Annotated in this window: 14 protein-coding genes; 3 read left to right on the top strand and 11 right to left on the bottom strand. The window is 50.9% G+C overall.

The window, feature by feature from the left end:
- Window positions 1-120 precede the first annotated feature (120 nt).
- From recC to rppH, 9 genes are all read right to left on the bottom strand, one after another.
- A complete protein-coding gene (gene recC, locus MNO13_RS04345) occupies window positions 121-3,495 on the bottom strand; it encodes an exodeoxyribonuclease V subunit gamma (RefSeq protein WP_241939574.1) in 3,375 nt (1,124 codons plus the stop codon).
- A gap of 7 nt (window positions 3,496-3,502) precedes the next feature.
- Entirely contained in the window at window positions 3,503-3,844 is a 342-nt protein-coding gene (locus tag MNO13_RS04340; protein ID WP_064543808.1) for a prepilin-type N-terminal cleavage/methylation domain-containing protein, read from the bottom strand.
- The gene (locus MNO13_RS04335; RefSeq protein ID WP_133523170.1) at window positions 3,826-4,260 is read right to left on the bottom strand and encodes a YgdB family protein; all 435 of its coding nucleotides are present in this window, start codon (window positions 4,258-4,260) and stop codon (window positions 3,826-3,828) included. The genes MNO13_RS04340 and MNO13_RS04335 overlap by 19 nt, the downstream gene beginning before the upstream one ends.
- Window positions 4,257-4,817: a prepilin peptidase-dependent protein gene (locus MNO13_RS04330; RefSeq protein ID WP_064543805.1), complete on the bottom strand. Its 561-nt coding sequence runs from the start codon at window positions 4,815-4,817 to the stop codon at window positions 4,257-4,259. The genes MNO13_RS04335 and MNO13_RS04330 overlap by 4 nt, the downstream gene beginning before the upstream one ends.
- A complete protein-coding gene (locus MNO13_RS04325; protein WP_241939573.1) occupies window positions 4,808-5,281 on the bottom strand; it encodes a prepilin peptidase-dependent protein in 474 nt (157 codons plus the stop codon). The genes MNO13_RS04330 and MNO13_RS04325 overlap by 10 nt, the downstream gene beginning before the upstream one ends.
- Window positions 5,282-5,465: 184 nt before the next feature.
- The gene (gene thyA / locus MNO13_RS04320) at window positions 5,466-6,260 is read right to left on the bottom strand and encodes a thymidylate synthase (protein ID WP_064543801.1); all 795 of its coding nucleotides are present in this window, start codon (window positions 6,258-6,260) and stop codon (window positions 5,466-5,468) included.
- 6 nt (window positions 6,261-6,266) lie between these two features.
- Complete coding sequence (lgt, locus tag MNO13_RS04315; RefSeq protein ID WP_064543799.1) at window positions 6,267-7,142, bottom strand: prolipoprotein diacylglyceryl transferase; 876 nt, start codon at window positions 7,140-7,142, stop codon at window positions 6,267-6,269.
- A gap of 172 nt (window positions 7,143-7,314) precedes the next feature.
- Entirely contained in the window at window positions 7,315-9,561 is a 2,247-nt protein-coding gene (gene ptsP / locus MNO13_RS04310) for a phosphoenolpyruvate--protein phosphotransferase (RefSeq protein ID WP_064543797.1), read from the bottom strand.
- Window positions 9,562-9,573: 12 nt separating this feature from the next.
- Window positions 9,574-10,104, bottom strand: a complete 531-nt coding sequence (gene rppH, locus MNO13_RS04305) for an RNA pyrophosphohydrolase (protein ID WP_034457550.1) — start codon at window positions 10,102-10,104, stop codon at window positions 9,574-9,576.
- Window positions 10,105-10,790: 686 nt separating this feature from the next.
- Between rppH and mutH the strand changes: the two genes are divergently transcribed.
- From mutH to MNO13_RS04290, 3 genes are all read left to right on the top strand, one after another.
- Window positions 10,791-11,477: a DNA mismatch repair endonuclease MutH gene (gene mutH, locus MNO13_RS04300; protein WP_064543791.1), complete on the top strand. Its 687-nt coding sequence runs from the start codon at window positions 10,791-10,793 to the stop codon at window positions 11,475-11,477.
- Between the two features lie 132 nt (window positions 11,478-11,609).
- On the top strand, window positions 11,610-11,828 hold the full coding sequence (locus tag MNO13_RS04295; protein WP_064543789.1) for a YgdI/YgdR family lipoprotein: 219 nt from the start codon (window positions 11,610-11,612) through the stop codon (window positions 11,826-11,828).
- A 155-nt stretch (window positions 11,829-11,983) separates the two neighbouring features.
- Window positions 11,984-13,024, top strand: a complete 1,041-nt coding sequence (locus tag MNO13_RS04290) for an NADP(H)-dependent aldo-keto reductase (protein ID WP_064543788.1) — start codon at window positions 11,984-11,986, stop codon at window positions 13,022-13,024.
- 772 nt (window positions 13,025-13,796) lie between these two features.
- Here MNO13_RS04290 and lplT read toward each other — a convergent pair.
- Window positions 13,797-14,993, bottom strand: a complete 1,197-nt coding sequence (gene lplT / locus MNO13_RS04285) for a lysophospholipid transporter LplT (protein ID WP_064543772.1) — start codon at window positions 14,991-14,993, stop codon at window positions 13,797-13,799.
- A complete protein-coding gene (aas, locus tag MNO13_RS04280; RefSeq protein WP_064543770.1) occupies window positions 14,986-17,145 on the bottom strand; it encodes a bifunctional acyl-ACP--phospholipid O-acyltransferase/long-chain-fatty-acid--ACP ligase in 2,160 nt (719 codons plus the stop codon). Before aas ends, lplT begins: the two co-directional genes overlap by 8 nt.
- Window positions 17,146-17,169 lie beyond the last annotated feature (24 nt).

The raw sequence follows: 17,169 nt of genomic DNA, 5'->3' as shown, positions 1-17,169 counted from the left end.
ACTCATCATTAACAATTTTCAAACAAATTTGTTATTTTAATTGATGCTTTTTTCGCCAATCCTGAGCAAGTTGCGCATCATAGATGAACCCACGAAATTGTGCAATTTTTATACTGGACTTTATGCTTTGTTAAAACGATACAGCGGCAGCAAGTAACGCTCAGCCTCGGTAATGATGGCTTCGTAGTAGTCAGGTTCCAGCGTTCGATACAAGCGTTGTAGCCACATATCGGCCCCTTCACCTTCGACTCTCTGATTCCCTTCCCAGGCGGCCAATAGCTTACTTTTGGCTTTCTGTTGCGTTTGCTCGTCCCATAAAATGGCATCATTCGCCGGTTCGTAACAGGCTTTTATCCACGCCCCCCCACTAATTGGGAGGAGGAGTAGCGGTTGCGTTAACCCTTTCCGATAACCATCAATAAGTTGCTGGAGATAGTTTTTTGCCTGCTCAACATCAAGTGAGGGGAACTTCCACTCGGTCGAATCCCGCCCGAACAAACGGCTTTCACCACTCCCTCCCATCGCACACCAAACCACATGCTCAATCCACAATTGCAAACCATGTGCTGGGTTGAGGATTGATGGCCGCCAGCGCAGCAGGCCGTCTTCCTGCACATCCGACAGCCAGCCTTCCAGGCTTGTTCCATCGATGAGCAGCGACACTTCCTGGCTGTTGCCATTTTGCCGCTCGGCTCTCACTTTTTGCGCCAGTTCTTCCATTTCTGTTAACTGGCTTTCCCATAAAATTTCGCCAAAAGCGCCATATGGCAAGAGGCCAGCAGCCCGGTAGCGGCGGAATAATTGCTGAGTGTCATCTTCCTGAACCAGCGTATTCAGTAATTCCTGGTTCATCTGGAAGCGTTCAAGGCTATCTAATGTGAAAGGTTCCGCATCAGGGAGGTCAGTTTCTTCAAGACGGAAATTGATACCCAAACGCATCTGGAAAAAGGCACGCACCGGATGTCGCCAGAAACGTTGTAGTTGATCCAGAGTGATGACGTCATGAACAACTTCTTGTAATGACTGAATAAACGGAACCTGTGCTTCCCCTTGCTCGCTGGCGGCAGGCAACCATTCCCTGGCATAGCTTTGTGCCGATAGACCAGGGATAAAATTCCCCGCCTCAAATGGGGTACGGTTATGCTGCTGAACCAGATGTTTTTTCACACGCTCACTGCTGTCATCGCAGGTTCGTTCAGTGTCTTGCGGCAAGCAATGGCTTTGGGCGATGTAATCCAGGAGTTCATCAACTAATACAGAAGGATAGCGCTGACTGTTGTCCTGAATAGAGCGCCCGATATAACTGATATAGAAGCGCAATTGTGCTGAGTTAAGTGCCTCGAGGAACAAGTACCGATCGTCATCCCTGCGGCTACGGTCGCCGCGCTGAGGCTTCTGACTCATTAAATCAAAGCCAAGTGGTGCCAACGCGCGTGGGTACACCCCGTCATTCATGCCAAGCAAGCACACCACTTTGAACGGGATAGAACGCATCGGCATCAAGGTGCAGAAGTTAATCGGCCCAGCCAGAAAACGTTGGCTAATACGCTCTTGATCTAGCCGCTGCGCCAGCTCCTCTCTTAATAAAATTAAGGAGATGCTTTCCTGATAATGCGACTCAAGACCATATTTGATGATGTCTTGCCACTGCTGTTCAATCAGCGCCAGAGCACCTTCTGTTTCGGTATCAGGCAGGAAGAAGCTCGCCAACATGTCACGGCAAACGGTCGTCCATTCTGCCAATGGACGCGCCACAGATAACTCGCGCCGCCAAATGTTCAGCTGCATTAACAGCTCAGCCAGTTGCCCTACGAGTTCAGCGATTAAGCCACTCGATTCATCATAAGGAAGGATCGACTGCCACTCACCCGCCTGGCTATCCATTGCATAACCCAGCAACATGCGCGTTAAACCAAAGCGCCAGGTATGTTGCCCGGTAGCCGGAAGATCTAATTCACGAACGTTGTCGTCATCAATACCCCAACGGATACCTGATTCATTCACCCACAGGCGTAAATAACGCAGCCCTTCTTCATTAATGGAGAAACGGGCAGCCAGTGCGGGAACTTCAAGCAGAGCAAGAACATCCTGTGCGGCAAAGCGGCTGTCAGGTAGTGAAAGTAAGGATATAAATGCTTGTAGCGCCGGGTGAGCTTGTCTTGCCCGCCGGTCAGAAATCGCAAATGGCAAACGACGTTCGCCTGTGGCATTACCGAATACGGCCTGGATAAACGGGCTGTAGCTGTCGATATCAGCCACCATCACGATGATATCGCGCGGTGTCAACGTTGGATCAGCATCCAGCATCTTCAACAATTGATCATGCAACACTTCTACTTCGCGTTGCGGGCTATGGCACTCGTGGAAGGTGACGGAATGGTCTTCTTGAGCAAGGACACGTTTCTTATGACTGTGTTCAAACTCTTCGACGGTAAGTCCTGTGACCGCATTGTTTTGTAACTCAAGCAAATCGAACTGCAAATTACGCAGCAGGTTATTAGGTTTGATATCGACAAAAACGTCTATTTCTTCGAAATGCTGCAGCTCGGCCAACAAGTATGTGTAGTCTCGCCCTAATTTCCCCCACGAGGCCAGTAATGGGTTGCCAATATCTTGCTCACCGTCGTCGTTGAACAGTGCAGAAGCCGTATTGCTGTCTTTAAAAAGTGGCAGCGTAATGTCTTCCTGAGTGTGTTTGCGACGGCGACGGCTGATAAGCCTGGCAAGATAAGACGGGTCTTTAATATCGCCCCAGTAATAGCGGCAAGGGTTGGTAAACAGCAAGTGCACATCAATGTGTTTACCCAGGGCTTGCAGCGCCTGAAGGTAAACAGGTGGTAACGCTGAAATCCCACAAATAAAGACCCGGGATGGCAAACCTGGCGGGCATTCGCTGGCAGATTCAAGAGCCTTAATAAAACGTTGATACAGATTGGCACGGTGCCATTCTTGTTGCCCAAGTTCTTGCGTATGGCGCACCAAAGCCGCCCATAACGGAGCCTGCCACAATTGAGCTTCGCCCACATTGTCGACAAGTTCTCCCTTTTCCCACTGGCTTAGCCAATCTGGGCGATAAACTAAATACTGGTCATAAAGGTCAGCAATTCTTGAAGCTAGCTGAGAGAGTTTTCGACCGTTGTCATCTTCTTCAAGATACTGTTTAAGCAGGGCAAACTCGCTCTGTTCCAGCATTGTCGGGATGAGCGTCATTAACTTCCAGCTCATGCTTTGTTTGTTGAATGCACTTTGCTCAGGGATATTTGGCAGCACGCGCACAAACATATCCCATATAAAGCTCGCCGGAAGCGGGAAGCTGATGTTTGCCGCGATACCGAATTTTTGCGCCAGCGTCATTTGTAGCCATTGCGCCATACCAGTACTTTGTACCAATACCACTTCGGGCTCGAAGGGATCTGGCAAGGGTCGCTGTTCCACAATAAATTCCATAATTGCTTCAAGCACATCCAGCTGGTTGGAATGGTAAACACGCAACATAGAATCGCTACTCCTGACTTTTCTCTTTCTTCAGGCAATGTAACTGTGACAACTGCCCAGTTCGCCCTGCCGGACTCTTAATCGTAACGTCGATGCTGACACATCCAGCCGTGGATGTCTGCTGCCGACTGACTTTCCATTCATCAGTTGGTAAGGGCGATTCTGGTTCACTCATTTCCACCGCAAGCCGCCAAAGTTGTCGGAATTGCCACTGAGACTGAAAACCCTGCTGCAACACCCGGTGATAACCAAGTAAAGCCAACATCACCACAGAAAACAATGCCATAGCACAAAGCACTTCCACCAGGCTAAAGCCTCGCTGTAATGATTTCATTGGGGAAGCTGGCATCGTGTCACCTCATCAAACGGGCAGAAATCCAGCCAGCCATGCGGCACTGCTGACCAGCGTGAGTTGACCAGTATTCCCCATTCCCAAAGAATCAGTGGCGTTTTTTGCCCAGAGACAATACCGAATGCCGCCATAACAGCTTCATTTTTTTCTTGCATTCGCACACAGGCTTTCCAGCCGTTTTCGGTCTGTTGCTGGCAATGCCAGGATTGCTGTGGTTGCCACGATAACTGACTCCCCCAGGATTGAGCCGAGACAGCACTGGCATATTGTTTAAGAAAACCGACCTCACTGGCGACCAGAAATTTTTGGTGGCTTAACTGCTGCTGTAATCCGCTCAGTATTAGCATCCCCAAAGCGAACAGTAACAGGACAAACCCGAGGGTGACGTTACCCCGTTCGAACCGCTTGTTCACTGGTTATACCCCACGACTATATGACGCAGAGACACTGGATTTCGACCACTTTTGGAGGCTGCAGCGAGATCGATAATCAACAGAGATGACATGGCCTGGCGTGCCAAACGGGTAACAGTAAATTTCTGTATCACCATCGTGGCTGGATCGGATAATTTTTCCCAGCCAGAACCTTCGCAACGAGTCGCTCCGCGTAAAGCTTCCAGGTCAGTACCATTGAGCCGAAAACCTGTCTGTTCTGTTTGTGCATGACTAGCAGGTTCCCAACGTCCGTTGCTGTTGCTATCCCATTGCAACAAAACGCATTCTCCCCCTTTGCTCAGCACCAGCCCCTGCCCCGTACAATTTCCGTGGCAATAACCCGCCCGCTGTAGCTGTTTCCCCAAACTAAACGCCAGTTGCCACAGCGATTCTTGCACTGTTTCTTTTTGATATTGTTGTAATACCGCGCGTTGGAGCACCGGAAATAAACGGCCAGCCCCCAGCAAGACAATGCTACTTAAAGCCATCGCGATGAGCGTTTCAAGTAAGGTAAATCCCTGCTGGTTTAGCTGCATTTGTTACTCCCTGTCACGTCACACACCCGGATCCGCCCCTGAGCTGAGAGCACCACGCGCCATTTTCCTGTCGCGCTTTGCAACGTAACGTGGCCCGGCCAGGCGGTACTTCTGATGCCATAAAATCCAAGCCCTGCTGTTACTTCGGTAATATCGACATCAGCAAAAGGTTGAACCAACCGCCACCGCCATGCAGACAGGCATTGGGTTGCTTCAATGAGCTTGCTGGACAGGCACCACGTTTTCCCGTGACGATTCACCGTGAGTAAATGGTCACGATTATGCCAGGAGGCATCACTGCGCAGCTGTTCGAATAAATGACGAATTTGTTGGATGGTTATCCACATGCGCTGCTGTTGTTGCCATTGTTGCCAGCCGTACATTCCGCCCGCGCTAAGCATCACGACAATGGCCATCACCACCATCATTTCTATCAGGCTAAATCCGTACTGTTTTGTTTTCATGGCGGCAGTGTGCCAGCCATAAAATTCCTGGCTACTGGCAAACGTTTGATTCTCGAGGCTTCTCGAAGGAAAGATTGGTGGTTGCTTTAGGTTGCAGAAGTGCTGGAAGGAGGCTCGCAATACCATTGCACAGGCAAAAAAAACCGGCGCACAAATGGCACCGGTTATGGCAGGCTATGACTCGTTAGATAGCGACAGGAGCTTTGATCGCTGGGTGCGGATCGTAGCCTTCAATGTCGAAATCTTCGAAACGGTAGTCAAACAAAGATTCAGGTTTACGTTTGATTACCAGTTTTGGCAGTGCTCGCGGCTCACGTGTTAATTGCAGGCGAGTTTGCTCAAGGTGGTTGCTGTACAGGTGCGTATCACCGCCCGTCCAGACAAAATCCCCCACTTCAAGGCCACATTGCTGCGCCATCATATGCACCAGCAAAGCATAACTGGCGATATTAAACGGCAGACCCAGGAAAATGTCGCACGAGCGCTGGTAGAGCTGGCAAGAAAGTTTGCCGTCAGCCACGTAGAACTGGAAGAACGCATGGCACGGAGCTAACGCCATTTTATCCAGTTCACCCACATTCCACGCCGAAACAATAATGCGGCGCGAATCTGGGTCGTTTTTAAGCTGGTTAATCACGGTGGTTAACTGGTCGATATGGCGGCCATCAGGGGTTGCCCATGAGCGCCATTGCTTGCCATACACAGGGCCAAGATCGCCATTTTCATCTGCCCATTCGTCCCAGATGGAGACGTTGTTTTCGTGCAAATAGGCAACGTTGGTATCGCCTTTCAGGAACCACAGCAGTTCATGAATGATGGAGCGTAAATGGCAGCGTTTAGTGGTAACCAGAGGGAAACCATCTTGCAAATTGAAGCGCATTTGATGACCGAAAACCGACAACGTACCCGTGCCGGTACGGTCATCTTTTGGTGTGCCGTTTTCCAGCACATGTTTCATCAAATCAAGATATTGTTGCATGTTTCCTCACGAAAGCTGTTGCTGTGGACGGCGACGATACGCCCAAACCATCATAATCACACCGGCCACAATCATCGGAATCGAGAGGATTTGCCCCATGCTGATGTACTGAACCCACGCACCGGTAAACTGCGCATCTGGCTGGCGGAAGAATTCAACGATAATACGGAATGCACCGTAGCCAATCAGGAACAAGCCGGAAACGGCTCCCATCGGGCGTGGCTTGCGGATATACAGGTTCAAGATAATGAACAGTACGATACCTTCCAGAACCATTTCGTAAAGCTGGGAAGGATGGCGTGGCAAGACACCGTAGGTGTTAAACAACGACTGCCATTCCGGGTGTGTCGCCAGCAGGCCAATATCTTCACTGCGAGAACCCGGGAATAACATGGCCCACTTGAAGCTCGGATCGACGCGGCCCCAGAGTTCGCCGTTGATGAAGTTGCCAAGGCGACCCGCACCCAGGCCAAATGGAATCAGCGGTGCGATAAAATCAGCAACCTGGAAGAATGAACGCTTGGTGCGGCGCGCAAACCAAATCATTACGCAGATAACACCGACCAACCCGCCATGGAAGGACATGCCGCCATCCCAGACTTTAAACAGGTACAGTGGATCGGCAAGAAAAGTAGGCAGGTTGTAGAAGAACACATAACCAAGGCGCCCACCGAGGAATACCCCCAGGAAGCCAGCATACAGCAGGTTTTCGACTTCATCTTTCGTCCAACCGCTGCCTGGTTTATTGGCACGGCGGCCAGCAAGCCACATGGCGAACACGAAGCCGACCAGGTACATCACGCCATACCAGTGCAAAGAGACTGGCCCAATGGAAAAAATCACTGGGTCAAATTCAGGGAAATGCAGATAGCCACTATTCATCTGTCACCACAAACCATTGTTACCCCACCGAAAGCCGACGATGGGTTGCAAGTACGCATCTGTGCGGATGCGCTCCGAAAGCAGCGGATCATAGCACAAAGGGCACCAGGGTTAAGTCGCGGAAGTTGTAAAAGATATGTAATACCAGAAGTGAAAGGAAACGACAGGCGCCTTAGCGCCCGCCGCGAATCAAACCGCCCATACCACGACGCTCCATGAAAGACGCGACCTGGTGGCGCACTTCTGTCGCTAGCTGAGCCTCAAGACTACGCTGTGACAGCAATTGCACCTCTTCCAGACTAATGTGGCGCAGCAAATATTTAACACGAGCCACTGAACGGCCGTTCATCGACAAATGGCGATAACCCATGCCAACCAACAGCGCAACACACATTGGGTCGCCGGCCATTTCACCGCACAGACAGAGATCGATGCCGTGACGTTCAGCTTCTTTGGCAATGTGATTCAATGCGCGCAGCATAGCCGGATGCAGGCTGTCATACAGACTTGCGACGCGGGTATTGTTACGGTCAACGGCCAGTAAATATTGCGTCAGGTCATTAGTACCGACAGAGATGAAGTCAACCCGGCTGGCAAGATGGCCCAGCATGAACACCATTGATGGGACTTCCACCATGATGCCAATACGCAGTTTTGGTAATTCATAACCCAGTACTTCTTCTACTTCGCGCCCAGCGCGGTCTATCAGACGACGCGCTTCGTCTATTTCATCGATGCTGGTAATCATCGGCAACAGAATACTCAGGTTGCCAGTGGCAGCATTGGCACGCAGCATAGCTCGCACTTGCACCAGGAAAATTTCGGGCTGGTCAAGCGTGATGCGTATCCCACGCCAGCCAAGACACGGGTTCTCCTCACTGATTGGCATGTATGGCAATTGTTTATCCGCCCCCACATCAAGCGTTCGCAGCGTGACGGGCTTATCGTTAAACATTTGCAACATCCCCTGATACTGGGCGACTTGCTCTTCTTCCGATGGAAAACCACTTTGCAACATGAACGGGATTTCGGTGCGATACAGACCAATGCCATCAATGCGGCTGCCAAGCAGTTGTTCATGTTCAGGGCTCAGACCTGCATTCAACATCACCTGGACACGCTCACCGCTTTTCAGCGCTGCCGGGCTATCAACGTCATCCTCTACCAGGCGGGTAAGTTCGTTCTCTTCGGTAATGAGGCGCTGGTATTCCTGCAACAGCACCGTTTCCGGGTCAACCAACAATTCACCACGGTAGCCATCGACAATTAAAGTACGGCGATGCAATACCGAAGGCTGAATATCCGCCCCCATAACTGTTGGGATGCCCAACGCACGTACCATGATGGCGGCATGGGAGTTCGCCGCACCGTCGCGCACCACCACACCAACCAGGCGGTTTTGCGGCAACTCGGCGAGCGTGGTTGCGGATAACTCATCAGCCACTAAGACAAAGCGTTCAGGCCACGTGTTCGCACTCTGAATGGTGTCATCGAGATGGAACAACAATCGTTGGCCGAGGGTACGCAGGTCGCCTGCACGTTCTTTTAAGTAGCCGTCAGTCAGGCTTGCGAATTGCTCCGCAAACTTTTCGATAACTTTTTTAACTGCCCATTCCGCAACCGAGCCTTTGTCCACTTCTTCGAATAATTCTCGACGAAGCCGGGCATCGGTTAACAGGTGCGAATAGAGATCAAAGATAGCTGCCGTTTCTTTCTGAGCCCCAGCTGCAAAGCGTTTGCTGTAGCGGCGAAACTCGTTAGACGCCTCTTCCAGTGCGGCAGTAAGGCGCTCTCGCTCAAGCGTAGTATCCAGTGTCGACGCTTCAGAAACTTGCTCCATTAACGGGAGCGTCGAATCCATCCAGCCCTCAGCAATCGCCACGCCCGGCGATGCAGGCAATGCCCGAATACGTGTCTGGCGGTACTGGCCGAATAAGGCGGCTAACTGTGATTGAGAGAGGATGGCGGCCATTTGTGTGGCGAGTGTGACGAGGAAGGACTCCTCGCTTTCATCATATTGCCGGTGCTCACGTTGTTGCACCACCAGCACACCCAATAACTGGCGTCGTTGGATGATTGGCACCCCAAGGAAGGCTCGAAAACGTTCCTCTTTTACTGCGGGAACATATTTAAAGCTCGGGTGTTTTTGCGCATCAGCAAGGTTTATCGGCTCAGCAAGGCGCCCGACCAACCCGACAATGCCTTCATCAAATGCGAGTGTTATGGTGCGACCACGCGGCTTTTTAAGGCCGCGCGTCGCCATCAGGTAAAAGCAACGCCGGTCATGATCTGCGAGATAAACCGAGCATACCTCGGTGTCCATCGCAAGGCAGATATCTGTAACCAGAATATCCAGCGCCTCATTGAGGCGCGGAGCGCTGGCAACCTTCTCGACTATTTCTCGCAAACGGGTGAGCATTTTTCGCGTGACTTAACCTCTTTTACGTCGCCAGGCAGGCGCGTTATTACGTGGTGGCGCAACTTCCTGCAGCGGCATTACGACGCTGGCAAACTCTTTCATCACCCGACGATAAACATCGCGTTTAAAGGAGACAACCTGACGAACCGGATACCAATAGCTAACCCAACGCCAGCCATCAAACTCTGGGGTACTACTGGTTTGCATATTGATATCGTTATCGCTGCTGATCAACTGCAAGAGAAACCATTTTTGTTTCTGGCCGATACAAACCGGCTTTGTGTCCCAACGCACCAAACGTTTAGGTAACTTGTAACGTAACCAGTTTCGGGTCGAGGCGAGTATTCGGACATCTTTTCGCTGTAACCCCACTTCCTCGAAAAGCTCCCGGTACATTGCCTGTTCCGGGGATTCGCCAGGATTGATGCCACCTTGCGGAAACTGCCAGGAATGTTGACCAAAACGCCTGGCCCACATCACTTGACCCTGCCGATTACAGATTACGATACCAACATTCGGGCGGTAGCCATCATCATCGATCACCGGACTACCTCAAAACAAACTTAGATTAGGGCGATTGTTTCATACAAGCGCTAGACGGTAAACCACTGTGTAACGGTTGCAAGAAGGAATAACAATTGAATAACTCACAAAATATGACCGAGTTATAAACATTAGCCAGTTTGGAGCATGGGGTTTATTCACTTTTTCTGTGGATATAACTGTGAAGAACTACCTGATACTCTCGGGACAACTTAGGATAAGTCTAAATTCATCGTGATTTTCATAAATAAAAAAAACATAAATTTCAGTTAGATAACCAATGATAAATCAACTTACACCCAGGAAGTGTGATGATCATCACATGCCAGAATCTCACACTGATGAAAGATCGACCAATGACGTTTTTATCCACAGATTGTGCCAACAAGTTAGTCACAAACTGGTGAAAAAATGGGTTTTACCCCCCAGTCAAGGCTGTAAATCGAACCAGTAGTGAGCTTTTTTACCAGTTATCCCATTTTTCTGTGGATAACCCAGTGTAAGATCCTGTTCATTGCCAGTGACCAGAATGGGAAAAGGTTTTTACAGAATCCAAAACATCTCCTTTTTGACGATAAAAATGATTCAAAATCAGTACATTGCCATTCTTACCCCCGACACGCTAAACTATTTCCATCTTGTGGGTAAACCACGTTCATTTTTTAACCGATCGGCAATCAGGCACAATGGAAGCACTTCGTCCTTTACTTAACCCTCCAGAAAACGAACAGATTTTACTGGCTCAAGCCCAGAAACTCGCGGGATATACGCTGGGTGAATTGGCGACGTTAGCCGATTTGCCGATCCCTAAAGATCTGAAACGTGACAAAGGTTGGATCGGAGTTCTACTTGAATTGTGGCTGGGTGCCAGTGCTGGGAGCAAACCCGAGCAAGATTTCGCAGCACTAGGTATCGAATTAAAAACGATCCCGGTTGATAGACTCGGTCGCCCACTGGAAACCACTTTTGTTTGTGTTGCCCCACTCACCGGCAATACTGGCGTGGTTTGGGAAACCAGCCATGTGCGCCACAAGCTAAAACGCGTGCTGTGGATCCCTGTTGAAGGAGAGCGGCAAATTCCGCTGGCGGAAAGGCATATCGGCTCACCATTATTGTGGGCACCTTCAGCAGAGGAAGAGCGGCAGCTACGTTTGGATTGGGAAGAGTTGATGGATTTAATTGTGCTGGGCCAGGTCGAACGTATCACTGCCCGCCATGGTGAAGTGCTGCAGTTGCGTCCGAAAGCTGCCAACAGTAAAGCGTTAACTGATGCGGTGGGTGCCGACGGCGCACCAATTCTGACGTTACCACGCGGTTTTTATCTAAAAAAGAACTTTACAGCGGCTCTGCTAGCTAATCATTTCTCGTTGTAGATTTATTTGGCTTGCCCCCCAGATTCTCGCTTCCCTTCTGTTTCTTTTAAGAATTTACTGCTTATCATCTCTGGCTAGTCGAGTTATTACTAGACTGTATAGGTCATACCAAACCACACGAGGCGAATAACGATGAAAAAATGGGCAGTTCTTATTTCCGCTGTCGGTCTGGCATTTGCGGTTTCCGGTTGTAGCAGTGATTACGTGATGGCGACCAAAGATGGCCGTATGATCCTGACTGACGGTAAACCCAAAGTCGATGACGACACAGGCTTAGTCAGCTATCGCGATCAGCAAGGCAACGAGATGCAAATTAATCGCGATGATGTTTCACAAATCATTGAACGCTAGAAAATACAGCCTTTAAAGGTCAGCGCCTCGCTGGCCTGTAACACTTTTTCTTCACTTACCCTCTTCCGCTTTTGCTCCCCCTCTGCCATGTTTATAGTCCATTTTTTGTCGGGCGCTCGCCTGACCGATAAGACATAAGAATAAGGAAAGCGGCTATGCAATATCACCGTATCCCCCACAGCTCCCTTGAAATAAGTACGCTAGGGTTGGGAACCATGACGTTTGGTGAGCAAAACAGCGAAGCCGACGCACATGCACAGCTTGATTACGCAGTACACCAGGGCGTTAACCTGATTGATGTCGCAGAAATGTACCCTGTCCCGCCACGCCCGGAGACACAAGGGTTAACAGAGACCTATGTCGGTAACTGGCTAAAGCAGCGCGCGAATCGCGAGAAGCTGATCATTGCCACCAAGGTCAGCGGCCCGAGCCGCAATAATGATGTTGGCATTCGCCCAAACCAAATGCTGGATCGCAGGAACATTCGTGATGCGCTGGATGCCAGCCTGAAGCGTCTGCAAACCGACTATATCGATCTCTATCAAGTTCACTGGCCGCAACGCGCCACCAACTGCTTTGGCAAGCTGGGTTATACGTGGACCGATAACGCAGTGCCGGTCACATTGCTTGAAACCCTGGAAGCACTGACTGAGTTCCAGCGTGCCGGGAAAATCCGCTACATCGGTGTATCCAACGAAACGCCGTGGGGCGTTATGCGTTACCTGCAACTGGCTGAAAAACATGATTTACCGCGCATTGTCACCATCCAAAACCCGTACAGTCTGGTAAACCGCAGCTTTGAAGTGGGGCTGGCGGAGATCACTCAGCGTGAAGGTGTTGAGCTGCTGGCCTATTCCTGCCTGGGGTTCGGCACACTGACCGGGAAATATCTCAACGGAGCCAAACCTGCAGGTGCGCGCCACACACTGTTTAGTCGTTTCACACGCTACAGCGGTGAACAAACTCAGCATGCAGTTGCGGCTTATGTCGATGTCGCTAAACGACACAATCTGGATCCCGCCCAAATGGCTTTGGCTTTTGTTCGCCGCCAACCATTTGTTGCCAGCACACTGTTGGGCGCAACTACGCTTGAGCAGTTGAAAACCAACCTTGAAAGCCTGCATCTGGATTTAAGTGAAGATGTTCTTGAAGAGTTAGAAGCGGTGAACCGGATTTATACTTACCCGGCACCGTAATCTGAAATTCCCCTCTCAGTCCGCAGTCTCTTATACACAACTCACCCTGGCAATCTTGTCAGGGTGAGATCTGTAAGCCTCGCTGATTTTCCGTTCACCCGTGCATTCAGTTATCTCTTTAATCCCCAAAACGGTGAACGTATCAAGGGGTTAACGCCAACCCCTTGATAATCCAGGCGCCCGGCAAATCAATCGCCGCTAACGCGGTAAACACCGTTTTTCACCCAACATTCGGGGTCGTTCGCGACTCGGTTATTCGGCACATCCCTGTGCCGAACCACTTCGTGGCCAACGCAAGCGTTGTTCAAAAATGTTCCTGACATTTTTAGTCAGGCGATCGCTCTCTCACGTGGCTCCCGGCCACGTGACCCCGACTGAAGGGTAAAAAACGGCGCGATTGAAGCCGGGGACAAGGTCAAAATCGCTCTGGCTTATGACTTTGACTTTGACTTTCGGGTCCGGCTTAAATCGCCTCCATTTTGACTCCAGGTGGCAGGGTCCAGCCGTCGGGAACGACTGGAGGGCGCGATCGTCTGGAACGAATCGCAACCGACCCTGACACGGAGGCAAAATGGAGGTTTACCGCTTGCGGCGATTTATTTGCCGGGAGTCCGGGTTCTTAGGGTGGCGACGGTGGCCACCCTAAGACGTTCACCGGTTCCGTGGCGACATAAATACACTTTCGCCTGGTGAACGGAACCTGCGCCGGCTCGGCAGGAAGCTGCCCTCAAAGATGTGACTAAGAGACAGCTCAGTCCGAGAGGGGAGAAAACTATTTCTGCCGAATCTGCCAAACCCACAACCCAGTAATGGCCAGCGCAAACACCGCCCCGAAGCCAATACCGATGCCGACAATCGATGCACCGGTTTTGACCGCCAGAGAGTAAAGCCCCAACATCAGTAGCATCGCGGTATTTTCACCGAGATTTTGCACCGCAATGGCATTCCCTGCTCCTACCGAATGTTTACCCCGTTCCTGAAGTAATGCATTGAGCGGGACCACGAAGAACCCGCCCAAAATACCAATCAGCACTAATAGCATGTAGGACGGTAGCAACGCGTGTTGCATGGCAAAGAACAACACGCCAACGCCAATCAAAATCCCTGCAGGCATGCACCGCGCCACGGTTTTAAGCGTCACCAGTTTAGCCGCAGCCCCGGCTCCCACCACAATGCCCACTGCGACCATCGCGTTCAGGTAAGTTGGCGTCGCGTTATCGGTAATGCCCAGCGCTACCGGTACCCATAACACCAACAAGAAACGCAATGTCACACCAGCGCCCCAGAACAAGCTGGTTCCCACTAATGAGAAACGAGTTTCACCGTTCTGCCACAACGTGCGGCAAGCATTGAAGAAACTTCGGGTCATGGGAGTAAAGCGCCATGACTGACCAGGACGCGCCGGTGCAAGTTTCGGAATAAACATATTAGCGACGACCGCCCCGGCATACACCAGCACGCAAACGCCCAGTGCCGCAACAATATGCCAATCAGCCAGTACACCGCCCGCCATAGAACCTAGCAGAATCGCAGCAATGGTCGATGACTCCATCAAGCCATTTGCCTTCACCAGGCGGTCACCGGTCGTGAGTTCACCAAGAATCCCGTATTTAGCCGGTGAATATGTCGCAGCACCTATTCCCACCAGTGTGTAACCGACAAAGGGATTAAGTCCAAAACAGATAACCGCCGCGCCGATGAGCTTGAGGCAGTTGGCAAACATCATCACTCGCCCTTTGGCAAAGCTATCCGCCACCTGGCCGACAAACGGAGCAAACAAAATGTAAGCACCGACAAACACCATCTGCAAAACCGGTTGGCTCCAGTCGGGATAGAACTGCTGTTTGAGTACCGCCAGCGTGGCAAATAGCAAAGCATTGTCACCAAACGCCGATAAAAACTGCGCGCCTGTTACTGCCATCATACCTCTGGACCAAATAGAGGTATCGTTCACGGCGCTATCACGCATTCTCTGTCTCCGGTTGGTCTACCAGCACTTTCAGGCTGACAAAATCAGGTTTGCCGCTGCCGAGTAAAGGTAACTGTTTGAGGAAGCGAATATCACGGGGAACCGCTAGCTCAGGCACGCCGTTCGCGCGCGCATGTTGCAGCAATTTTTCACGGCTGAGTTCATTATCCGTGGTGAACATCACCAGAGCTTCACCTTTTGCTGCGTCAGTTTTGATAACCGTTGCGTGCATTTTCTCAGGCGAAACACCCAGTGCCAATTGCTCGACCATTTCCAGCGAAACCATTTCACCGGCAATTTTGGCAAAGCGTTTAGCGCGCCCCTGAATCACACAAAAGCCGTGCTCATCAAACCGGACAATATCACCCGTGTCGTACCAACCCGGCTCCATTTCCCCCTGCGCATTTTCAGCACACGGCGCTTCCAGCACACCTGGATTTTCGACACGCAGATAGCCCTTCATGATGTTTGGCCCTTTCAATTGCAGCCGCCCACCCTCTTCAATACCAGGCACCGCCATCAGACGGGCATCCATCGCGGGCAGAATACGCCCAACGGTGCCAACTTTTGCCGCCATCGGGACGTTAATTGAAACCACTGGCGCACATTCGGTCACGCCATAACCTTCCAGAATGCGCAGGCCAAATTTATCCTGCCAGAGCTGTTTAGTGCTTTCCTGGAGTTTTTCCGCTCCCGCCACCACGTAACGCAGACGGTAGAAGTCATAAGGATTAGCGAAACGGGCATAGTTGCCGAGGAAGGTGGATGTGCCAAACAATACGGTGCAGTTACGGTCATAAACCAGTTCCGGCACAATACGGTAATGCAGCGGGCTTGGATAGAGGAAGACTTCGGCACCGGTGAGCAACGGCGTGAATAAGCCGACGGTCAGGCCAAACGAGTGGAATAACGGTAGTGCTGACATAAAACGGTCGTTGGCGGTGAAATCCGCGATAGTGCGAATTTGCTCAACGTTCGCCAGTAAACTTTTATGGCTATGCACCACACCTTTTGGATTGCCCTCAGAACCAGAGGTAAACAACACCATCGCGGCGTCTTCGGGTTGCTGTTTAACCTGTGCCAAACGCGGCATTAATAAATGGCTAAAAATCCAAAGTTTATCGGCAAGCGTGACATCAGCTTTTAAATCTTCCAGAAACACCCAGCGCACCTGCGTGAGTTGCTCCGGCAAATGCCATAACTTGCCTTTGTCGAGGAACTGACGGGAGGTGAAAATGGTTTTGAGTTGCGCCGCGGTAATGGCACTGGTCAACCCTTTCACACCTGCGGTGTAGTTCATCATCGCCGGAATTCGCCCGCGAGAAGAAGCACCAAAAATCACCGCGGCACTAATCGCCGCATTCGGCAACATCAGGCCAATAGTTTCTCCTTGTGCGGTGTATTTATCCAAAATACGCCCGACAAACAGCGTTTTAGTTAACAGGCTACGGTAGGTATCCGGTTTGAAATTGATATCTTCAATACAGTTTTTGCGCTCACCGTAACGACGCTGCGCGGCAAGTAGCGCTTCGTACAATGTTTCACGAGGACGTATCGCCATCCGCGCTTCCATCATAATTTGATGCAGCATTTCACCCGCCATTTTACGGCGGTCACGGGCGCGCGGCGCATCCGGCATCGCAATCGAAGTCGGTGGCAGAATATGCAGGTTGATACGAGGGAATACGCGGCGTTTTACCAGACCTTTCAGGCGGCTAAAGAAGCTCAGCTCAGCGCCATCAATACGAATCGGGATAACCGTCGCATTCGATTTAGCGGCAACAAACCCCGCCCCTTCATAGATTTTCATCAACGAACCGGTCACCGAAATACGCCCTTCCGGGAAGATAACCACCGGTCGGCCCTGTTCCACCAGGCGAACCAGATGCTTAATCGACATCGGTTTGGTTGGGTCGAGCGGTACAAAATCAATCAGTGATTTCAGCCAACGCATGTACCACTGCTGGCTGATAGAAGAATAGACGGCGAATACCGGACGTCCGGGTAAAAACAACGCTAACAAAATTCCATCAATGAAGGATACGTGGTTAGGGACGATCAGAACGCGCGATTGGGAGAGAACTTGAGGATCACCATAAAGACGCACTCTGAACAGAATACGAAATAACGTACGGAAAAAACCAAATAGCATAGCAACTCCCTTTGTCATGAATAA

The sequence above is a fragment of the Buttiauxella ferragutiae genome (genome assembly GCF_022637515.1).
Taxonomy (GTDB): Bacteria; Pseudomonadota; Gammaproteobacteria; order Enterobacterales; family Enterobacteriaceae; genus Buttiauxella; species Buttiauxella ferragutiae.
This window is presented reverse-complemented; position numbering and strand designations above follow the sequence as displayed.

Coding starts and splice junctions, on each gene's coding strand:
- aas (WP_064543770.1), bottom strand. CDS start 17,145: ATGCTATTTGGTTTTTTCCGTACGTTATTTCGTATTCTGTTCAGAGTG.
- MNO13_RS04290 (WP_064543788.1), top strand. CDS start 11,984: ATGCAATATCACCGTATCCCCCACAGCTCCCTTGAAATAAGTACGCTA.
- mutH (WP_064543791.1), top strand. CDS start 10,791: ATGGAAGCACTTCGTCCTTTACTTAACCCTCCAGAAAACGAACAGATT.
- MNO13_RS04340 (WP_064543808.1), bottom strand. CDS start 3,844: ATGCCAGCTTCCCCAATGAAATCATTACAGCGAGGCTTTAGCCTGGTG.
- ptsP (WP_064543797.1), bottom strand. CDS start 9,561: ATGCTCACCCGTTTGCGAGAAATAGTCGAGAAGGTTGCCAGCGCTCCG.
- MNO13_RS04330 (WP_064543805.1), bottom strand. CDS start 4,817: ATGCAGCTAAACCAGCAGGGATTTACCTTACTTGAAACGCTCATCGCG.
- lgt (WP_064543799.1), bottom strand. CDS start 7,142: ATGAATAGTGGCTATCTGCATTTCCCTGAATTTGACCCAGTGATTTTT.
- MNO13_RS04295 (WP_064543789.1), top strand. CDS start 11,610: ATGAAAAAATGGGCAGTTCTTATTTCCGCTGTCGGTCTGGCATTTGCG.
- lplT (WP_064543772.1), bottom strand. CDS start 14,993: ATGCGTGATAGCGCCGTGAACGATACCTCTATTTGGTCCAGAGGTATG.
- MNO13_RS04325 (WP_241939573.1), bottom strand. CDS start 5,281: ATGAAAACAAAACAGTACGGATTTAGCCTGATAGAAATGATGGTGGTG.
- thyA (WP_064543801.1), bottom strand. CDS start 6,260: ATGCAACAATATCTTGATTTGATGAAACATGTGCTGGAAAACGGCACA.
- recC (WP_241939574.1), bottom strand. CDS start 3,495: ATGTTGCGTGTTTACCATTCCAACCAGCTGGATGTGCTTGAAGCAATT.